Annotated in this window: 13 protein-coding genes; 7 read left to right on the top strand and 6 right to left on the bottom strand. The window is 69.5% G+C overall.

From position 1 onward, the window contains the following. Nucleotides 1-88: 88 nt before the first annotated feature. Together KGD87_RS03570 and KGD87_RS03565 are read right to left on the bottom strand one after the other, a co-directional pair. Nucleotides 89-1,234 carry an LOG family protein gene (locus tag KGD87_RS03570; RefSeq protein WP_284666149.1) on the bottom strand — a complete coding sequence of 382 codons (1,146 nt, stop codon included), beginning with the start codon at nt 1,232-1,234 and terminating at the stop codon, nt 89-91. Nucleotides 1,235-1,328: 94 nt separating this feature from the next. Further along, complete coding sequence (locus KGD87_RS03565) at nt 1,329-3,515, bottom strand: AAA family ATPase (RefSeq protein ID WP_284666148.1); 2,187 nt, start codon at nt 3,513-3,515, stop codon at nt 1,329-1,331. A gap of 577 nt (nt 3,516-4,092) precedes the next feature. Between KGD87_RS03565 and KGD87_RS03560 the strand changes: the two genes are divergently transcribed. From KGD87_RS03560 to KGD87_RS03550, 3 genes are all read left to right on the top strand, one after another. Continuing rightward, entirely contained in the window at nt 4,093-5,403 is a 1,311-nt protein-coding gene (locus KGD87_RS03560; protein WP_284666147.1) for a heparin lyase I family protein, read from the top strand. A gap of 87 nt (nt 5,404-5,490) precedes the next feature. After that, complete coding sequence (locus KGD87_RS03555) at nt 5,491-5,808, top strand: antibiotic biosynthesis monooxygenase (RefSeq protein WP_013939462.1); 318 nt, start codon at nt 5,491-5,493, stop codon at nt 5,806-5,808. Next, complete coding sequence (locus tag KGD87_RS03550) at nt 5,802-6,983, top strand: iron-containing alcohol dehydrogenase (protein WP_284668575.1); 1,182 nt, start codon at nt 5,802-5,804, stop codon at nt 6,981-6,983. The genes KGD87_RS03555 and KGD87_RS03550 overlap by 7 nt, the downstream gene beginning before the upstream one ends. Before the next feature lie 153 nt (nt 6,984-7,136). Here KGD87_RS03550 and KGD87_RS03545 read toward each other — a convergent pair whose 3' ends face one another. Continuing rightward, nucleotides 7,137-8,066: a LysR family transcriptional regulator gene (locus KGD87_RS03545; RefSeq protein WP_284666146.1), complete on the bottom strand. Its 930-nt coding sequence runs from the start codon at nt 8,064-8,066 to the stop codon at nt 7,137-7,139. Between the two features lie 48 nt (nt 8,067-8,114). Here KGD87_RS03545 and KGD87_RS03540 point away from each other — a divergent pair, with 48 nt between their 5' ends. After that, on the top strand, nt 8,115-8,984 hold the full coding sequence (locus KGD87_RS03540) for an aldo/keto reductase family oxidoreductase (RefSeq protein ID WP_284666145.1): 870 nt from the start codon (nt 8,115-8,117) through the stop codon (nt 8,982-8,984). A gap of 55 nt (nt 8,985-9,039) precedes the next feature. Here KGD87_RS03540 and KGD87_RS03535 read toward each other — a convergent pair whose 3' ends face one another. Then, the gene (locus tag KGD87_RS03535) at nt 9,040-10,569 is read right to left on the bottom strand and encodes a pyridoxal phosphate-dependent decarboxylase family protein (RefSeq protein WP_284666144.1); all 1,530 of its coding nucleotides are present in this window, start codon (nt 10,567-10,569) and stop codon (nt 9,040-9,042) included. 18 nt (nt 10,570-10,587) lie between these two features. Then, entirely contained in the window at nt 10,588-12,195 is a 1,608-nt protein-coding gene (locus KGD87_RS03530) for a xylulokinase (protein ID WP_284666143.1), read from the bottom strand. Between the two features lie 350 nt (nt 12,196-12,545). Here KGD87_RS03530 and KGD87_RS03525 point away from each other — a divergent pair, with 350 nt between their 5' ends. From KGD87_RS03525 to KGD87_RS03515, 3 genes are all read left to right on the top strand, one after another. Further along, nucleotides 12,546-12,950: a ferritin-like domain-containing protein gene (locus KGD87_RS03525; protein WP_284666142.1), complete on the top strand. Its 405-nt coding sequence runs from the start codon at nt 12,546-12,548 to the stop codon at nt 12,948-12,950. Between the two features lie 63 nt (nt 12,951-13,013). Then, nucleotides 13,014-14,516: an ArnT family glycosyltransferase gene (locus tag KGD87_RS03520; RefSeq protein WP_284666141.1), complete on the top strand. Its 1,503-nt coding sequence runs from the start codon at nt 13,014-13,016 to the stop codon at nt 14,514-14,516. A gap of 254 nt (nt 14,517-14,770) precedes the next feature. Continuing rightward, nucleotides 14,771-18,340 (top strand): PepSY domain-containing protein, encoded by a 3,570-nt coding sequence (locus tag KGD87_RS03515; protein ID WP_284666140.1) that lies wholly within the window; start codon nt 14,771-14,773, stop codon nt 18,338-18,340. Between the two features lie 86 nt (nt 18,341-18,426). On the opposite strand, the gene KGD87_RS03510 is transcribed toward KGD87_RS03515, so the two are convergent. Further along, on the bottom strand, nt 18,427-19,626 hold the full coding sequence (locus KGD87_RS03510; RefSeq protein WP_284666139.1) for an AI-2E family transporter: 1,200 nt from the start codon (nt 19,624-19,626) through the stop codon (nt 18,427-18,429). Between the last annotated feature and the right edge of the window lie 161 nt (nt 19,627-19,787).

The raw sequence follows: 19,787 nt of genomic DNA, 5'->3' as shown, positions 1-19,787 counted from the left end.
ACGTCCAGGCGGATTCGCCGGGCCCCTGCCCCCGTGCCTGCCAGATGGAGGCGGGCGACTCGGAGAATCCCAGCGAGGCAGCGGGCGTTCAGCGAGACGGATGCGCCTCGCGGTCATACGCCTCCAGCGCCCGGACGACCTCCTCCTGCGAATCCGTGAGCATGAGGTAGCGCGCGTAGTCGTAGCCCTGCGCGAGCTGATGCAGCAGCGGGTACACGGGCCGGGTGCGCGTCCAGAACTCGGTGCCCAGGAAGATCATGGGGCTGATGACGCCCACTGAGTTGTAGTGATTCTGGCACGCATCCTGGAACACCTCCTGGATGGTGCCCGCGCTGCCGGGGGAGTAGACGATGCCGCCCTTGGCGATGGTCAGCAGACCGTCTTCCCGCACGCTGTTGGCGAAGTACTTCGCGATGTGCGTGGCGAAGGGGTTGGGCGGCTCGTGCCCGTAGTGCCACGTGGGGATGCCCAGGCTGGCGCAGTACGGCAGGTCATCCTCGCCCAGGGGAAAGGCGCGGCGAACATCGAAGGCACGCGCGAGCCACTCCCGGTCGGTGTAGCTGGGCGCCTGCGCGAGCATCGCCAGCCCCGCGTCCAGCTCCGCCTCCGTGCGCCGCGCGAACCACGCGCCCACGTGCGTGGCCTCCATGGCCCCCGGGCCACCGCCGCTGACCATGAAGAAGCCACGGCGTGCCAGCTCGCGCGACAGGGAGGCCACCGCGCGGTAGTCTGGCTGGCCGCGCTTCATGGAATGGCCCCCCATGATGGCCACCACCTTGCGCACGCCACCCGACCCGGACAGCAGCGCCTCCATGGCCTCCGTCACCGAGTGGTCATGGAGCCGCTGCGCCAGCGTCTCCAGCAGCGTGGGAGGATTGCCGCGCCCGTTCGCCGCCCAGTGCGCGTAGATGCGCGCATCCGGCGTGTCCGCGTAGGACTCCGGCCGCGCGGGGTCAAAGCCCGCGTACAGCTCCTCCGGCGAGTACAGCGCGCCCCGGTAGGGCTGATAGGGCACGCCGGAGATGGGCGGGAACACCATGGCCCCATGCTCCACGGTGGCCTTCAGCGCGTCCTTCTCCAGCTCACAGCCCAGGAAGACGGCGCCCAAGAGCTCGGCGGAGGCCAGCGCCTGGGTGTACCGCCGCAGGTCCAGCCCCTGGATGATGACGTTGGCGAACCCGGCGCCCGCCGCGAGGTGCCGCTCGAAGGCTTCGATGGTCTCGATTTCAATCACGCATGAACAATTTCACGCCTCGCGGCCCTGTGGGTAGCAAGGAGTGCGGCGCAGGCCGAATGCGCGGCGTCGCGGGCCCGCCGGCCCCTGACGCTCAGCGCCGCGCCTCCAGCACCCGCAGGCACGCCTCCGCCTGAAGCAGCTCCAAGCGAGCCCCCACGGCGGAGGCATCTCTCGCCGCGAGCTGGAGCTGACGTCCGGCGTCCTCCCATTCGCCCAGCTGCAACTGGGCCCGCCCCAGCACGCACCGGAGCAGCGATTGGAGGCGCCGGTCCTCCAGCATGGACGCCAGTTGGAGCCCTCGCAGCGCGTCTTCCTTCGCCAGCTCCGGCGCACCCGCGCGCGCGTGCAGCAGCGCCAGTCCATGGTGCGTGTAGGCCATGCCCCGGCGGTCGCCCGTGCGTGAATCCAGCTCCAGCGACAGTTGGAAGAAGTGCGCCGCGCGCTCCCTGTCTCCCGCCCGCGAATACGCATCGCCCAGGCTCAGCAGCGCGGTGGAGTGCTCCCACGTGTCCCCCGAGCGCTCGCTCCACCGCAGGACCTGGGCGTACTCGGACGCCGCGGCCTCCGGGAACCCCAGCCCGAGCTGCACGCTGCCCATGGCCCGGTGGAGCAGCGCCTCCACGCCCGCCCTCGCGGGGCCGTCTTCCTTGGCCGCCTGCAACAACTGCTCGCGGGCCAGGACAACCCGCGCGCGCGCGTCCTCGAACCGGCCCAGCGCGGACAGCGCCAGCGCGGACAGCGCATGCAGCGACACGGACATCAGCGGCGCCGCGGACAGACAGTCCCGGCGCCCCTCCCTGTCAAGCCCCAGCACCTCCTCATACCTGCCGAGCGCGAGCACCACCGACGCCCGCTTGAACAGACGCCGGGCCCGGTCTCCCGCGGGAGACGCCAATCCCTCATCATCCAGCTGCCGCGCCGTGTACAACGCGGCCTCCGCTTCCACGGGCTCACCCGCCAGCCGGTGCGCGTCGCCCATGTACTCCCAGAGCCGCCGCTGCCACTCCCGCGCGGCGTCTGGCTTGAGCGCATTCGCCAGGCCCAACGCGAAGCGATACACAGCCATGGCGGGCCCCGGCTCCAATGCCGCCAGATGCCAGCCTGCCAGTGACACCAGACAGGGCAGCGCCCGGGAGGACTCCTCCGCTGACAGCCATTGCCGCGTCAACTCCATGCAGGCGCGTTGACGCAGCGGCTCCGGAAGGGCCTCATAGGCCTCCGCGGCCCGCCGGTGCGCCGCGGGAAGCTCCGCCTCAAAGAGCTCATCGACGCCCGGGGCGGGCTCCACCGCCCACGTGTACCGGCCTCCCGCGACGGAGCGCAGCCAGCCCCCCGTCTCCAGCAGCGCCAGCGGCCCCACCCCACCCGCCAACGCCACCAGCACCGCCCGGGGAAACGACGGACCCAGCACCGACGCGGCCCGCAGCACGTCCCGTTGTACCGGGGGCAACAAGGCCTGCCGCGCGGCCAGTGCCGCCTCGCCCATGAGTGGCACCTCCCGCTCCGGTTGCTCCTCATGCAGCGTCACCGCGTGCAGCAGGTGCAGCGGGTGTCCGGCGCTACCGCGCAGCACCGCCTCCCGGGCCTCGGGCGTCAGCGCCCCCCGGTTCCGCAGCCGGCCCTCCAGCAGCGCCGCGGACTCCGCGGGCCCCAGCCGCCCCACCGTCAGGACCTCCGCCGAGAGGGGCGCCGGCGCCGTGCCACTGGGGCGCTGGAGCGCCAACAACAGCAGCGGCGTGTGCGACAGCCGCGACACCAACTCCTCCACCAGCGCATGGCTGAGCGCGTCCCCATGCTGCCAGTCCTCCAGCACCAGCAGGCGCGGACGGCGGTGGGGCATCAGCGCGTGGCACAGGGAGTCGAGCAGGGCGGTGCGCTCGGAGGCGAGGCTCGCCGGAATGCCCTGGCGCTCACGGCCTTCCAGGAAGCGCTGGATTCGCTCCGCGTCCGCGCTGGACACGCGGCCCGTCCCGGAGGGCGGGCTGAGGTCCCGCGTGGCGTCCAGCAGCTCCCGGAAGATGCCCGCCGGCGCGCCCGGCAACGCCAGGCCACTGCCTTCCCAGATTTCGAAGCCCTCCGAGGCCAGGCGCTCCACGAAGGCGTCCTTGACGCGCGTCTTGCCCATCCCCGCCTCCCCCGTCAACCACACCGCACGTCCCAGCCCGCGCCGCACGTCCTCCGCCAGCCCCACCAGTCGCTTCAGCACCGCGACGCGGCCCACCAGCGGCGGGTGGCACAACCCAGGCGCCCACCGGCGGACCGGCGCCTCCCGGGACACCCCCGCCGCGCTCCGTGGACACGCCAGTACGCCTCCCAGGAAACGCGCCCCACACGCAACGCACGAGCCCGAAGCCGGGTTCATGGCCACCTCCCTGAAGGATGACGCTGTGTGAGTCGAGCGCCGGTCCTTCGCGTCGCCAGTACGACCCGGGGTGTTGTAGCGCCTGCACGCACCTCGCGCCTCCGGTCGCCAGGGGTGTGGGAGTGTTCGCTCCCCACCGCACACCCTCGACTCGCGTCGCAGTGCACCCCGGCGCCCACCCAGGCCCGCAGTGCATGGAAAGCCTCACGCCCAGCGCGCCTCCAGTGCCCGCGTCGCACAATGACAAACAATTCCAACCAGACCAGATGAAACAGCAACAAGGTACGCCCCGGGCGGCACCTGGCGAGCAGGCGAGCTCGAAATCACGTGTTGAATACGAAATACTTTTGGCGGATGCTCGTTGAGAGCACGACACGGCAATCACCCGCCGTGACCTTGGAGAAGCCCACCTAGCAAAGCCAAACACCACCCGCCCGTCCCCCCACGGCGCGGAGTCACCACCTGTCTGTCTTTAGTTCCCAGAGAGCCCCCCATGAAGAAGACCCTCCTGCTGGTTGGAACGCTGCTCGGTATGAGCGGCACGGGCTGTGGCGCCCCGGAAGATGTCTCCCCCGAATCCGACGCGTCCCCCATTGAATTCGAGGCCCCCGACAACCAGACAGTCAGTGCCGCGGCGCTGACCACGACGGGCTGCACCCAGCTGACGGCCCGGTCGGTGATTTCCAATGGCCATGACGGCAACGTTCCGGCCAATACCATGGACTCCAATCTGGGCACCCGGTGGAGCCGCCTCGGCAAGGGCTCCTGGATTGACTACGACTTGGGCTCCATCCAAAAGGTCGCCGGCGTCTCCGTCGCGTGGCATCAGGGCAACCTGCGCGCGAATGACTTCTTCGTCTCGGTCTCACCGGATGGCTATACCTATACACAGGTCTATTCGGGCAAGAGCAGCGGCAAGACGGCCGCCGCGGAGACGTACAGCTTCCCCACCATCAATACGCGGCGCGTCCGCGTCACGTTCCAGGGCAACAGCCTGAATGAGTGGGCCAGCATCGCCGAGGCGCGTGCCTGCTCGTCCACGTCGTCGACGGTGCCTCCCACCGAGCCGACCCCCACCCCGGAGCCGACTCCCAACCCCACCCCGGAGCAGCCCCAGCCGGGCAATGGCGCCAGCGTGGTGTGGGTCGGTGACTTCGAGACCAACAGCCGCTCCCAGTGGAGTCACACGCAGATGGTGAGCGCGGACCGGCTGGCGCTGGTGAGCTCGCCCTTGCGGCAGGGCCGCTACGCCCTCAAGGCCACCGTACGCAAGGGTGACGACCCCATCAACTCCAGCGGCAACCGCAACGAGCTGGTGCGGATGACGCGCGAGCCCGTGAACTCTGAGTACTACTACCGCTTCAGCACCATGTTCGACTCGAGCTTCCCCAGCGCGAAGACGTGGCAGCTCTTCACCCAGTGGCACCACGAGGGCAACTCGGGTTCGCCCCCGGTGGAGTTCTATGTCTACGGCGAGGAGATTCGCCTCAACATCGGCGGCAACCCGGGCACCATCGTCTGGCGCACGCCGCTGGTTCGCGGCCGCTGGCTGGACTTCATCTTCCACGTGAAGTGGTCGCCTGACTCGAAGGTGGGCTTCGTGGAGCTGTACCTGGACGGCAAGGTGGTGCTGCCCAAGCGCTTCATCGCCACCCAGTACAAGGGGCAGCTCAACTACTTGAAGGTCGGCCTGTACCGGAATGACACCATCAGCCCCGTGGGCATCGTCTACCACGACGGGTGGACCATGGCCCGCAAGCTGGAAGACGTCATCAGCCCGACGACGGTCCTCAAGGCCCCGTAGTCACTGACGGGCAGCCAACACCCCTGCCCCCTCCTGGGCCGGAGGCCGCGTCCCCACGCGGCCCCGGCCCGGAGTAGTTTCCGGGGCATGTCCCACAGCCTCCTCGTCGTTCACGTCCAGGTCCACGTCAAGCCGGAGCACGTGGACGCCTTCCACCAGGCCACGCTCGCCAACGCGCGCGAAAGCGTGAAGGAGCCTGGCATTGCGCGCTTCGACGTCATGCAGGACGCCGAGGACCCCACGCGCTTCGTGCTGGTGGAGGCGTACCGGACGCCGCAAGCCCCCGCAGCGCACAAGGAGACAGCGCACTACCTCACCTGGCGCGACACCGTGGCTCCGATGATGGCGGAGCCCCGCACCAGCCGGAAGTTCGTCAACCGCTTCCCCGAAGACGCCGGCTGGTGACGAACGTGAGCGCGTCTTCCTCGTTCGAGTTCGCCACCGCCACCCGCGTCCTCTTCGGCCCGGGCCGACTGGCCGAAGCGCCCGAGGCCCTCCGCGGCCTCGGGGGCTCCCGGGTGCTGCTCGTCACCGGCGCCAATCCCACACGCGCACGGCCTCTCCAGGAAGCCTTGGAGCGCCTGGGTTTGGGGGTGACTGTCTTTTCCGTGGACGGCGAGCCCACGGTGGAGCGTGCTCGCGAAGGCACCGCGCGCATCAAGGAAGCGGGCTGTGACGCGGTGGTGGCCCTGGGCGGAGGCAGCGCGCTGGACGCGGGCAAGGCCATTGCCGCGCTCGCCGCCAATGGAGGCGACCCGCTGGACTACCTGGAAGTCATTGGCCGGGGCCAGCCGCTCACCCGCCCGTCCCTGCCCTTCATGGCCATCCCCACCACGGCTGGCACCGGCTCCGAGGTGACGCGCAACGCGGTGCTCGGCTCGAAGGACGCGAAGGTGAAGGCCAGCCTGCGCGGTCCGCACATGCTTCCGCGCGTGGCGCTGGTGGACCCGGACCTGCTCACGGGGGCGCCCGCCGCCGTGCTGGCGTCCAGTGGCATGGATGCGCTGTCGCAGCTCATCGAGCCCCTGCTCTCCGCGCGCGCCAACCCGCTGACGGACGCGCTGGCACGCGAGGGTCTGCGAAGGTCGGCCCGCTCACTGCGGCGCGCGGTGCTGGACGGCGCGGATGCGCCCACGCGCGAGGACCTGGCCCTGGCCAGTCTCTTCGGCGGCCTGTGTCTGGCCAACGCCGGCCTGGGCGCGGTGCACGGCTTCGCCGCGCCCGTGGGCGGCATGTTCGACGCGCCCCACGGGGCGGTGTGCGCGGCGCTGCTGCCCGCGGTGCTGGACGTCAACCTGCGCGCGCTGCGAGCCCGGGCGCCGGAGCATCCGTCCCTGCCCCGGGCGCGGGAGCTGGCGGTGCTGCTCACGGGGCGGGAGGATGCAAGGGGCGAGGACGCCGTGGCGTGGGTGGACGAACTGCGCGTGGCGCTGGGCGTGCCGGGGCTGGGACGCTACGGGCTGACGGAGGCCCAGGTGCCCGCGCTGGTCGCGAAGGCCAAGGGGGCCAGCAGCATGAAGGCCAACCCCCTGGTGCTGACGGACGCGGAGCTGGCGGAGATCGCCAGCCGGTCGCTCTAATCAGGTGGAAGGAATCTCGACGGACGGCGCCGAGCAACTCGCTCGGCACCCACGCGGTCAGGGGTCGGCGCGGAGGTTGCCCGAGGCCGCATCACCCCACTCCTGGACTCCCAGCAACCCTGCCAGTGGTGTTGGAGAACGACTGCGAGCGCGTCAGGAAGTGGCGGGCACCTGCTTGGCGATATCGATGATCGCGGCGCGGACGAAGGCGCACGCGTCGTCGTCATCCAGCGCGGCGGGCCAGAGCAGGTCCATGCCGCCGGCGCGGTGCGCGAAGGGGAAGGGCGCGCTGCGCAGGTGCGGACGCTGCCGCAGGAGCTGCGCCGCGAAGACGTCGGGCAAGGTCGCCACCAATTGGCTGCCGTCGACGATGGCGCCGATCGCGCTGAAGCTCGCGACCGAGCAGCGGACGCGTCGCTCGACGCCGTACGCGTCCTCGACCGTGCCGCGGAGGTCGCCGTTGTAGGAGACGATGACGTGCTCCTGCGCGAGATACGTGCGCTTGCTGGGTCGCGCGCCGAGGCGCACGTGGCGCGGATCGAACAGGCAGACGAAGTGGCCCCGGATGAGCGGCGTGCGCAGGATGGCCTGCGGCAGCTTGTCGATGACTGTCGCCGCGAGGTCGACGCGACGGGTCGCCAGCGCCTCGACCACCGTTCGGAACTGGACCGGAATGCAGACGAGCCGCATCTTGGGTGCGTCGCGTCCGAGCCGGCGCAGCAGCGGTGGCAGCAGCCACTCGTCTCCGAAGTCGGAGAGCCCCAGGCGGATGGTCCGCTCGCTCGTGCGCGGGTCGAAGCGCGCCGGTGCGAGCGAGGCCTGGAGCATCGCCTCGAGCAGCGGACGGACCTCGCTCACGAGGCGTGCTGCCCGGCTCGTCAAGATCACGCCGCGTCCGTGGCGCGCGAGCATCGGCGTGTCCAGCGACTCGCTGAGCCGGGCGAGCGCCGCGCTCACCGCCGACTGCGTGAGGTAGAGCCGCGCGGCCGCCTTCGTGACCGATCCCGTGTCAGCGACGGCGACGAGCACGCGCAGCAGGTTGAGGTCGAGATTCCTGGCACGAACAGCGTTCATGATTGCCATGCATCCTATTTGCTGGTGTGAATTGTGACCATCGTTAGATTCAAGCACATGACCCATACAGACAAACTCGGCGGTCGGTTCACGTTCCCCGGTACCACGCTCACGGTGCACCGCATGGGCTATGGCGCCATGCAGCTCGCGGGCCCGCACGTCTGGGGACCGCCGCGTGATCCCGAAGCGGCCGCAGCGGTGCTGCGCGAGGCGCTCGCTATCGGCATCGACCACTTCGACACGAGCGACGCCTACGGGCCACACGTCACGAACCAGCTCATTCGCGACACGCTGCATCCGTATCCCAAGAATGTCGTCATCGTGTCGAAGTTGGGTGGGCGGCGTGGCGCGGACAAGTCGTGGCTCCCGGCGCTGTCGCCCGCCGAAATCCGCTCGGACCTCCAGGACAACCTGCGCCACCTCGGGCTCGACGCCATCGACATCGTGAACCTGCGCATGATGAGCATGACGCCGACGGAAGGCCCGCTCGACCAAGAGCTCGCCGTCCTCGTCGAGCTCAAGCGCGAGGGGCTCGTTCGCCACATCGGCCTCAGCAACGTGACGGCGCGTCAGGTCGAGCAGGCGCAAGCGCTCACCGAGATCGTCTGCGTGCAGAACCACTACAACCTGGCGCATCGCGGTGACGACGCGCTCATCGACGCGCTGGCGAAGCAGGGCATCGCCTACGTGCCGTTCTTCCCGCTCGGCGGCTTCACGCCGCTCCAGTCGTCGACGCTGTCGGACGTCGCGAACGAGCTGGGCGCGACGCCGATGCAGGTCGCGCTCGCGTGGCTGCTGCACCGCGCGCCGAACATCCTGCTCATCCCAGGCACGTCGTCGGTCGCGCACCTGCGCGAGAACGTGGCCGCGGCGTCACTCGTGCTGCCGGCAAAGAGCATCACCGCGCTCGACGGAATCGCGCGGTGAGGGAACCCGGCGGGTTGAGTCGCCAACGTCGGCCCTTCGAGGGTGAGCGACGCCGTCAGACCTTGTAGAGCAGGTCCATGTACTTCTTGAGCAAGTCACTCACCAGCCCGCGGAAGGGCACGGAGGCGGCCATGCCGTACACGGGCGCCATCGTCCCCTTCGCGCTGGGGTGGGACTTCACGTAGTCCACGGCGTCGCGCAGGTCGACCAGGAACTGCTCCGCGACGCCGGGCTGCGTGTGGCGCAGCGTGACGCACAGGTGGACGGCGGACGGTTTGTGCAAGCCGTTGAGGTTCCACCCGTGCTCGCTCATCCGCTCCATCACCTGGAAGATGTCCAGGGACTCCGAGCCGAAGGCGATGACGAACAGCGGGTCCCCCAGCACGTGCAGCTCCGGGATGTCGCGGATGCCCTGCTTGATGGCCGCCGCCGTCTCCAGGATGTTCCGGGTGGCGTCCAGGTAGCCCTGCTCCCCCGTGCTCACCAGCGCGGCCCACGCCGAGGCGATGAGCGCCCCCGGCCGGCTGCCGGAGAAGGTGGGCGAGAAGTAGATGCCGCCGGGCCAGTCCGTCGCCGTGAAGTACTGGTGCGAGCGCAGCTCCGTGCCCCGGTACAACACCACCGAGGACCCCTTGGCCGCGTAGCCGAACTTGTGCGTGTCCACGGACATGGACGTCACGCCTGGCAGCCGGAAGTCGAAGGGCGGCACGTCGTAGCCCAGCTTCATGGCGAAGGGCAGCACGAAGCCGCCCAGGCACGCGTCGGTGTGGAAGCCGATGCGCTTGTTGCGCGCGAGCTCGGACAGCGCCTCGATGGGGTCGATGACACCGTGCGGAAAGCCGGGCGCCGAGCCGATGAGGACGATGGTGTTGCGGTTGATGGCCTTGCGCATGGCGGCCACGTCGGCGCGGTAGTCCGGGCCCACCGGCACCCGCACCATCTTGATGCCGAAGTAGTGCGCCGCCTTGTCGAAGGCCGGGTGCGCGCTGGCGGGCGCCACCATCTCCGGCCGGGTGATGCGCTTGGTGTCCCGGGCCCAGTCCCGGTACGTCTTCATCGCCAGCATGATGCTCTCGGTGCCGCCGGACGACATGGCCCCGCAGATGCGCGCCTCCTCCGGCTGACCCGCGTTCGCCACGTCCGCGCCGAGCATGCTGGCCGTCATCGCCACCACCTCCGCCTCGAACTTGGTGGCGCTGGGCCACAGGTCGGCGTGCAGCGGGTTGCTCTGTGAATGCAGCGCATAGACGCGGTTGAGGAACGCGATGTGCTCCGCGTCACCATTGTACACTCCGCCGGACACGCGGCCCTCGCGCCAGCGGTACTCCTCCTGCGACTCCAGGGCCTGGAGTTCGCGCAGCACGTCCTCGCGCGCGCGGCCCGTCGGCGGCAGGTGGTCGAACGACTGCATCTTCCCGCGGTAGGGCTTGAGGCCGCTCTCCAGTTCAGACAGCAGCGTGCCCGTCTCCCGGTTGAGCAGGCCCTTCACGCCCGGAACGGCCTTGAGGTAGCGCTCGGCCGCGGACAGCAACCGCGGCGGGACGTGGTTGAGCAGGCTCAGCGCCTTCAGGTCTGGAAGTGCCATGACGGACTCCTCGGGGGTTCAGGCGCTTCGCGCGCGGTTGAGCCGCGCGAAGATGGCCTTGTTGTGTTTGTAGATGTTGACGAACTCGCGGAACAGCTCGTCGTAGAGCGCCGCGTTCTTTGAATCCGGATGAAAGGTGCGGGCGACCGGCACGAGCGAGGGAATCTCCTCCACCGTCAACTGCCCCAGCGCCACCGCGGCCTGGAACGCGGCGCCTCGTGCATTGGCGAGCACGGGCTCGTCCACCTGCTGCACCGAACGGCCCAGCACGTCCGCGTGAATCTGGCACCACAGCGCGGAGCGGGCCCCGCCGCCGATGATGCGCAGCGAGTCCAGCCGCCGGCCCACGAACTTCTCCACATAGGTGAAGAGCCAGCGCGAGTTGTAGGCCACGCCCTCCATCACTGCCCGGACCATGTGCGCCCGCGTCGTCTTCAGGGACTGGTTGAAGAAGCCGCCGCGCAGCGACTTGTCGTCCACGGGGCTGCGCTCGCCGTTGAGCCAGGGAAGGAAGATGAGCTGGTCGCTGCCCGCGGGGACGTTGCCCGCCTGCGCCTCCATCACCCGGTAGAGGTCCGGCGCATCACCGTCCGGCCCCGCCTCCGCGTCCCGGCCGTAGAGGATGTTGTCCTTGAGGAAGGTGAGGCAGATGCCGGCGGACTCCTGCTCGTTGGCCAGCAGGTAGCGCCCGGGCAGCGCGGACGGCAGCGACGCCATCTGGTGGAAGAGGTCCGTCTTCTTGTAGGGCACGTGGCAGCACAGCCACGACGAGGTCCCCACGCACAGGTGGGGCTCGAAGTCCCCCACCGCGCCAGAGCCCACGGCGGCGGCGAGAATGTCCGGCGCGCCCGTCACCACCTGCACGTCCTCTCGCAAGCCCAGCTCGCTCGCGGCCTGCGCATGGAGGGGCCCCAGCACCGTGGAGGCAGGGACCAGGTCCGGGAGCTTCTCCCGCTCGAGCCCCGCGAGCTTCAGCAACCGTTCGTCATAGGCGATGCGGCCCAGCGCGCGGTTGTCCGTCACCCAGTGCAGGGTGATGGAGTCATACGAAGCGGCGCAGCGGCCACTCAGCTTCAGGTTGAGCCAGTCCTTCGGCTCCAGGAACTTGTACGTCCGGCGGTACACCTCCGGATGCTCGCGCCGCAGGTAGAGGATGTGGCCCACCGGGTCCTTGCCCGAAAGGCTGGGCACGCCGCCCGAAAGGCGAATCCACGTCATCAGGTGGCGAACGTCATAGCCCTCCACGGAGGGGAAGCCGCCCACCGCGCGCTTCACGTCCGGCGCACCGCGCGAGTCCATCCAGATGAGCGCGGGGCACACGGGCGTGCCGGACGCGTCCACCGCGACGGTGCCAGACCACTGTGAGCTGCAGTTGACGCCGATGACGTCCTCCGCGCGCACGGCCCCGGAGGACAGCAGCCGTCGCGTCGCCAGGACGATGGCGCGCCACCATGCCTCTGGCTGCTGCTCGGCGCCCCCATCCGGTAGCAGGGACAGCTCCAGCGGCTCCACGTCTCCGCCCAGAATCCGTCCCCTCAGCGTGACAGCCGCCACCTTGACGGCGGACGTCCCGAGGTCGATGGCCAGGATGGACTGCTCACCTGCGTGGGACACACTTCCCTCCATGCCGGGCATCAAGGCAGACGGAGCGGACGACCGCCGCTTCGGCCGAGTCTAGGAAACGAACGCGTGCAGCCTGCCACCGACGTGTGGAAGTTCGTCGTTTTTCTGAAAGCCCGGCAGGAGTCCCCGCGCCCTCGTCCGCCCCCGGGCCGTGGTGGCGGACTGTTCCTCCCGTGGGTGGCTTCCTCGCGCCTCGCCCTTCCTACCTTTGCGCGAAGCCCAGAACAGGGGGACCACCATGGCCGAAGTCCAGCAGCCCTTCCTCACGGACATCACCGAGAACTACGAGGGCGACGTCAACGCCACCATCAAACTGCTCAACGACGCGCTCGCTGGCGACGGAAATCGTCTGCGTGCTGCGCTACACCTACCACTACATCGCCGCGGTGGGCATCCAGAGCGAGTCCGTGAAGGACGAGTTTGGAGAGCACGCCCGAGAGGAGCAGGAGCACGCGCTCCGCATCGCCGAGCGCATCAACCAGCTCGGTGGCAAGGCGGACTTCAACCCCGAAGGCCTGCTGTCCCGCAGCGCCAGCCAGTATGCCGAAGGGCAGAACCTGGTGGACATGATCAAGGAGAACCTCATCGCCGAGCGAATCGCCATCCAGACGTACCAGGAGCTGGTTCGCTACTTCGCCAACCATGACCCGACGACGCGCAGGATGATGGAGGACATCCTCGCCAAGGAGGAGGAGCACGCCAACGACATGCATGACCTGCTGGTGGCGCACCAGGGCAAGCCGCCCCTGCGAAGCTGAGCGCCGCCTGGCCGCCGCGCTCGCGCCTGGCTAAGGTGGCGGGCAACGCGTCCGGGGGGTGGCATGCGCAGGCGCTTCACCGCTGTGAGCGAGCTGTGTCGGCGGCACCCGGTGGCCCTGGGCGCCGCCACGACCTTCAGCCTCAGCCTGCTGTTGCGCTGGCTCTACCTGCAGGCGTCGCCCGACCGGACCTGGCCCTTCTCCATCTTCTTCTACGGTGACGCGCGCTTCTTCCACGCCTACGCCGCCGACCTCGCACGCGGGCACACCGGGCCCGTCACCCTGCCCTACCACCCGCCCCTGTTTCCCTGGCTCCTGGGGCTGCTCTACCGCGTGCTGGGCCCGCCGCAGGGCAGCGCCTATCCGTACAAGCTCGCGCTGGCGCTGCTGAACGCGGGCACCGTCGCCTTCACGGGGTGGTGGTGGCGCAAGGTGCTGGGCACCGGCTGGAGCCTGCTGGGCGCCGCCCTGTTCGCGTGCAGCTTCGGCTGGCTGGTGCTGTCCACCACGTACAGCAATGAAGTGCTCTACGTCCTCTTCCTCTCGGCCACCTGCGCGCTGATGCTCCAGCACCGCGCGGGCCCCACGTGGACGGGCGCCGTGCTGCTGGGCGCCGTCATGGGCCTGGGCTCGCTCACCCGCGCCGAACACCTGTACCTCTGGCCCTTCCTCCTCGCCTGGGCCTGGCTCTACCGAGGCGCCACGCCCCCGTGGACCCTGGCCCTGCGCTGGGGCGCGGCCCTGCTCGTCACCGCCGTCGTGCTGGCCCCCTGGGCAATCCACAACGCGCGCGTGCTGCGCGAGCTCAACGCCCGGACGCCGCACCTGGAGCCGCTGCCCGTGCTGGCCCCCGTCACCGTGTACGGCCCCATCAACTTCGCCATGGCGAACCACGCCGCGGCCACGGGAGGCTTCACCCCTGACAGCGTCAACCAGATGGGCCAGGAGGGCTTCCTGGACGTGGCCAACGCCGCACAGCGACACCTGCTGCTGCACGGATACGCGGAGGGCCTCGCGTGGATGAGGGATTACCCGGCGGACGCGGCGCGCCTGTGGGTGGCCAAGCTGGACCGCTGGCTGGATGGCTTCCGGCTGGGTTTGGGGGCCTCCAACCTGCCCGCGGGCTTGAGGGGCGACCGGGCCCCCGTGGACGTCTTCGTGCCGGAGCGCGCGTGGGTGAAGTGGCCACTCACGCTGCTGCTGCTCGCGGGCGCCGCGCTGTCCTTGCTTCCCGCATGGCGCGGCTTCGCGCTCTTCACCGCGGTGCTGCTGCACCGGGCCCTCATCACCGTCGCCTTCTTCGGCTACACGCGCGGCCTGCTCGCCGTCTTTCCCGCGCTCATCCCACTGCTGCTACTCCCGCTCGTGGTGCTCGCCACTCGCGTCTCCGCACGGAAATGGGCCACGCGGCTGCCCGCCGTCGCCGCCGCCGCGCTGCTCTTCTTCTGGGTGGAGGCCGGCATGCTCGCGCTGGCCGCTCCCCGGCGCTTCATGGCCAGCGGGAGCACCGACCGCGCCAGCGGCAAGCTCATCCAGGATGACTGGGTGCGCATCTGGCCAGATTGAAGTCGCCTCGCGCCCTCATGGAAAACTCCAATCCGACAGGATGCGGGCCCTTCCCGCGCACGGTGCCTCGAACGTCAGACACACCAACAGTGAACACTGCTAAGGCCCGTTATTCCTTCAAAACTTTCCTCGGGAATAGCGAACGGAATCCCACGTATTCAGATTTGTTTTCGCACCCGATATGGGCGTTGACGAGCTCCGTGCAGGAGCCACCGCGAGGACATGTGCCTCGTGGTTCCGCAGAGGAGAAACGCATGCGCCACACACGGGTGTCAGCAGCATGTCTTGTCCTGCTCCTATCCACCTCCGCCTGGGCATTCAAGCCACCTGACAAGGGACAGAGCGCCGTCGCCGACAAGGCCTTCTTCAAGCCAGAGCTGTACCTGCCCATCCAGAACCTGCCGTTGCAGCAGGCCCGCCAGCGGATGAACTCGCTCGGCGCCGACGCGTGGGATGACTTCTTCAAGCGCAACGGACGTGAGTTCAACGTCTACATCGACCCGCGCACGGGAACCCCCACCGCGGTGCAAGGCACCCTTCCCCTCATCCCCGGCGACGGCTTCAACAACAAAGTCACCATGGACGAGGTCCGTGAGTCCATCGGCCGCTCCATCGCGGACGTGGACGAGGCCGCCGTCGGTGACCTCATCTTCAAGTTCATCGCGGACAACCAGGCCGCGTTCAACGTCGACCTGATGCAGATGGGCAGCCCCCGGGTGACGCGCATCAACGACGACCTCATCCAGGTCCACATCTCCCAGCAGGTCAACGGCGTCCCCGTGCGCCATGGACGCATCGCGGCCACCATCAGCCACGGCAACCTCATCCTCATCGGCACCGAGGCCTGGGCCAACGTGCGCATCGACACCCGCCCCCGGCTGGCGCCGCAGGATGCGCTGGTGTCCGGCAACGGCTTCGTGGGGCTGAACACCAGTCCCCAGATGCTGTGGCAGCAACCCACGCTGGAGATTGCCCCCGTGGCGCTCCAGGGCGAGTCCTTCAACGGCGCCGTCGGCACCGGCTACGAGCACCGGCTGGTGTACACCTACGGCTTCTCCGAGGCGGGCGGGGACCAGCGCTGGAAGTCGACGGTGGACGCCCACACCGGAGAGGTGCTCGCCGTCGAGGACGACAACCACTACTTCGACGCGCAGATGAAGGGCGGCATCTATCCGTCCACCAACATCGGCACCTGCACCTCCAACGAGACGTGCGGCACCATGCAGCCCGACTCGCCCATGCCCTGGGCGAACACCGGGCTGGCGGCACCCAACAACTTCACGGATGGCGCGGGCATCGTCAACTACAGCTCCGGCACCGTCACCACCACGCTGGCGGGCAAGTACGTGCGCATCAACGACTCGTGCGGCGCCATCAACGTCAGCTCCACCACGGGCAACCTCAACCTGGGCGGGGTGAACAACAACCACGACTGCACCGTGCCTCCGGGCACGTCGCCGGGCAACACCGCCGCGTCCCGCTCCAGCTTCTACGAGCTGAACAAGCTGGCCGAGCAGGCCCGCGGGTGGCTGCCCACCAACACCTGGCTCCAGGGCCAGCTGCTCTCCAACGTCAACATCAACAGCACCTGCAACGCCTTCTGGAACGGCTCCTCGGTGAACTTCTACCGGAGCGGCGGCGGCTGCCGGAACACCGGTGAGATTGGCGCCGTGTTCGACCACGAGTGGGGCCACGGCATCGACGACTTCGACGCCAACGGCTCGCTCAGCAACTCGTCGGAGGGCTACGCGGACATCGCGGCCATCTACCGCCTGCAGACGTCCTGCGTGGGCTACGGCTTCTTCCAGACGGTCAACACCGGCTGCGGCCTGACGCCGGACGGCACGGGCTACAACCAGCAGGAGGCGCAGGTCTCCGGCACGTCGTGGTGCAACACCAAGTGCTCCGGCGTGCGTGACGCGGACTGGGCGGCCAGCGTGCCCAACATCCCCGCCACGCCGCAGAACTTCGTGTGCCCCATGTGCAGCTCCGGCTCCGGCCCGTGCAGCCGCCAGGTCCACTGCGCGGCCTCGCCCGTGCGGCAGGCGGCCTGGGACTTCGTCACGCGGGACTTGACGGCGCCGCCGTTCAACTACGACTCCAACACCGCCTTCATCGTGGGCAACAAGACGTTCTACCAGGGCAGCGGCAACGTGGGCACGTGGCACGCCTGCAACTGCTCGGCGGGCACGTCAGATGGCTGTGGCGCCACCAACGGCTACATGCAGTGGCTGGCGGCGGACGACGACGACGGCAACCTGGCCAACGGCACGCCGCATATGTCCGCCATCTACGCGGCGTACAACCGGCACCGCATCGCCTGCTCCACGCCGACCGTGACGAACAGCGGCTGCGCCGCCGGCCCCTCCGCGGCGCCCGCCAACACCACCGCCACCCCGGGTGACGGCCAGGTGAGCCTGAGCTGGGACGCGTCCGCGGGCGCCAGCCAGTACTGGGTGATGAAGACGGAGGGCTTCGCGGGTTGCGACTTCGGCAAGGCGAAGGTCGCCACCGTCACCGGCACCACCTACACCGACGGCGAGGTCGCCAACGGCAGACAGTACTGCTACTCCATCGTCCCAGCGTCCTCCAACGCGTGCTACGGCGCCGCCAGCGCGTGCACCTGCGCCACGCCCGTCTGCGCCGCGCCCGGCACAGCCGTGCTGGCCGCGCCCTCCGGAGGCGCCTCCGGCGTGGAGCTGTCCGCGGTGCTGGACTGGAACGACGTGACGGGCGCCTCCACGTACGAGGTGCAGGTGGCCACCGACGCGGCCTTCACCAACGTGGTGGCCAGCGCCAGCGCCCTGTCGGCCAGCACCTGGACGGTGTCGCCAGCCCTGGCCACCAGCACCCAGTTCTACTGGCGCGTGCGCGCGAGCAACTCGTGCGGCGGCGTGGGCACCTGGTCCGCGGTGTCCACCTTCACCACGCGCGGCTGCGTCGCCCTGGCGGCGCCCACGCTGAGCAGCCCCGCCAACGGCGCCACCGGCGTCGCCACATCCGCGGCGCTCGACTGGAGCGACGTCCCCAGCGCCGCCACCTACCAGGTGCAGGTAGCCACCGACGCGGCCTTCACCAACGTGGTGGCCAGCGCCAACGCGCTGACTTCCAGCGCGTGGACTGTGACGCCGGCGCTGGGCAGCAGCACCCCGTACTACTGGCGCGCGCGGGCGGCCGACTCCTGCGGCACCAGCGCCTACAGCGCCGTGAGCAGCTTCACGACCACCAACATCTGCACGCCGGTGGCCGCCACCTTCAACGCCACGCTGCGGGCGCCGTCCTGCGGCAACGTTTGCGGATGCGACACCGGGCCGACGCTCGTCGCCGGCCGCGGCACCATGCCCAGCGGCACCGAACCCAACCAGCCCAACACCATCAACGCCTCCTGCGCGGACGGAAACTCCGGCACCTACCGCAGCGATGAGAGCGTTGAACGGGTGAGCATCCGGACGGTGGACCATGGCGCCTTCACCGTCGGCAAGCAGGTGACGGCAGAGGTGACCGTGTGGTGCTGGGGGAGTTCGGACCGCTTCGACCTGTACTACACCACCAACGCCTCGGCGCCTTCGTGGACGGCGCTGACCACGAACCTGACCTGCACGAGCGGCTCACGGACGTTCACGCACACGTTCAACCTGGGCTCCACCCCGGGCACCCACGCCATCCGCGCGCAGTTCCGGTATGGCGGCACCGTGAGCGCGTGCACCTCCGGCAGCTACAATGACCGCGACGACCTCGTCTTCGGCGTGGCGGCCGCAGTGGCCTCCTCGGCGCCGGAGAAGACGCGCAGCGTGCAGGGGCGCTCGACGCAGGTGGCCCGTTGATGAACGCCCCCCGTCACCCGGCGTGACGGCGGAATGAACGCGAAGGGCCTCCGGCGCCATGTCCGGAGGCCCTTCTGCTTTCGCGCTCAGTGCGCCGGGGGCGCTGGGCTCGGCGGCGCCGGGGACGCTGGGCTCGGCGGCGCCGGCGGACGGGGCCCCGCCATGGGGCCCGCGAAGAGCAACCCTTCCTCCACCGCGCCTCGACCCGGCTCCCGCTTCGTGGCCTCCAGCCGATGGCCGCGCTGCCACGCTTCCTGGCGAAGCCCCAGCACCTCTTGCACCAGCACCTGCGCCGCGGCGGCCAGCGGCACCGCCAGGACCACGCCCGTCAGCCCCGCCAGTGCGCCGCCACAGAGCACCACGATGGAGATGAGCAGCGGGTTCATCTTGATGGCCCGCCGCTGAATCATGGGGCTCAGCACGTTGGCCTCAACCTGCTGGTACACGATGAAGACGGCCACCGCGATGAGCGCGTTCTTGAGGCCCACGGTGGCCAGGGTGATGAGGCCCACCAGCACCGCGCTGATGATGCTTCCCAGGTAGGGGATGACGCCCATCAGCATCACCATCAATCCCAGCGGCAGGAAGTACGGCACGCCCTGGATGAGCGCCATGGTCCCGGCGACCGTGCCGCCAATGGTCATCACCAGCAGGGTCCCCGCCAGGTAGTTGGCGACGGCCTTGCGCATCCGGGACACGAGCAGCCGCACACGAGGCTGGCGGCGCGGCGACACCCACTGCAGGGCGCTCTCGTAGAGGTCTTCACCGAACAGCAAGCTGAACACCGTGAGGACCACCACGGTGATGCCACCCGCCACCAGGCCCAGCGTCGACGACAGGACGTTGATGATGCGGCCCGCGACGTCCGTCGGCTCGAAGCGGATGAGGTCCTCCGCCTGGACCTGCACGCCATACCGCGTGCCCAGTTCCTCCACCCAACGGGACTGCGCGAGCCGTTCAATCGTGGCGGGCATCGACTGGGCCAGGCCCTGGAGCTGGTGGATGAGCATGGGCACCAACGAGCTCACCAGGACGCCCATCATCCCCAGCAGCGCCAGCGCCACGATGGCCACACCCGCGCCGCGGGGAAGCCCCCACTGCGTCAGCCGGCGCACCAGGGGGCTCAGCGCGATGGACAGCAGCAGCACGACCGCCAGGAGCGTGAGCACGGGGTACAGCGCCCGGAGCACGGCCCAGAACAAGATGAGCAGCAGGACCTGCGTTCCGACGACCCAGACCGTCCGCGGCGGCACATAGACGGGGAGCTGCCGACGAGATGCCTTCATGCCTCACAAGGTAGGATGTGGATGCACGGACGGCAGGCGGCCCACGGCCCTCCGCCGCGTTGTCTGACGTGCGCTCTTGGAACTTCAGGCGGTTGGCGTAGCGCACACCCAGCAAGCAAGCAGACGTGCGCTCACTGGCACGCCTGAAGTGCGAGCGAGCC

The sequence above is a fragment of the Myxococcus sp. SDU36 genome (genome assembly GCF_030168875.1).
Taxonomy (GTDB): Bacteria; Myxococcota; Myxococcia; order Myxococcales; family Myxococcaceae; genus Myxococcus; species Myxococcus vastator.
The sequence above is the reverse complement of the archived record's forward strand: the minus strand, read 5'-3'. Positions and strand labels throughout refer to the sequence as shown.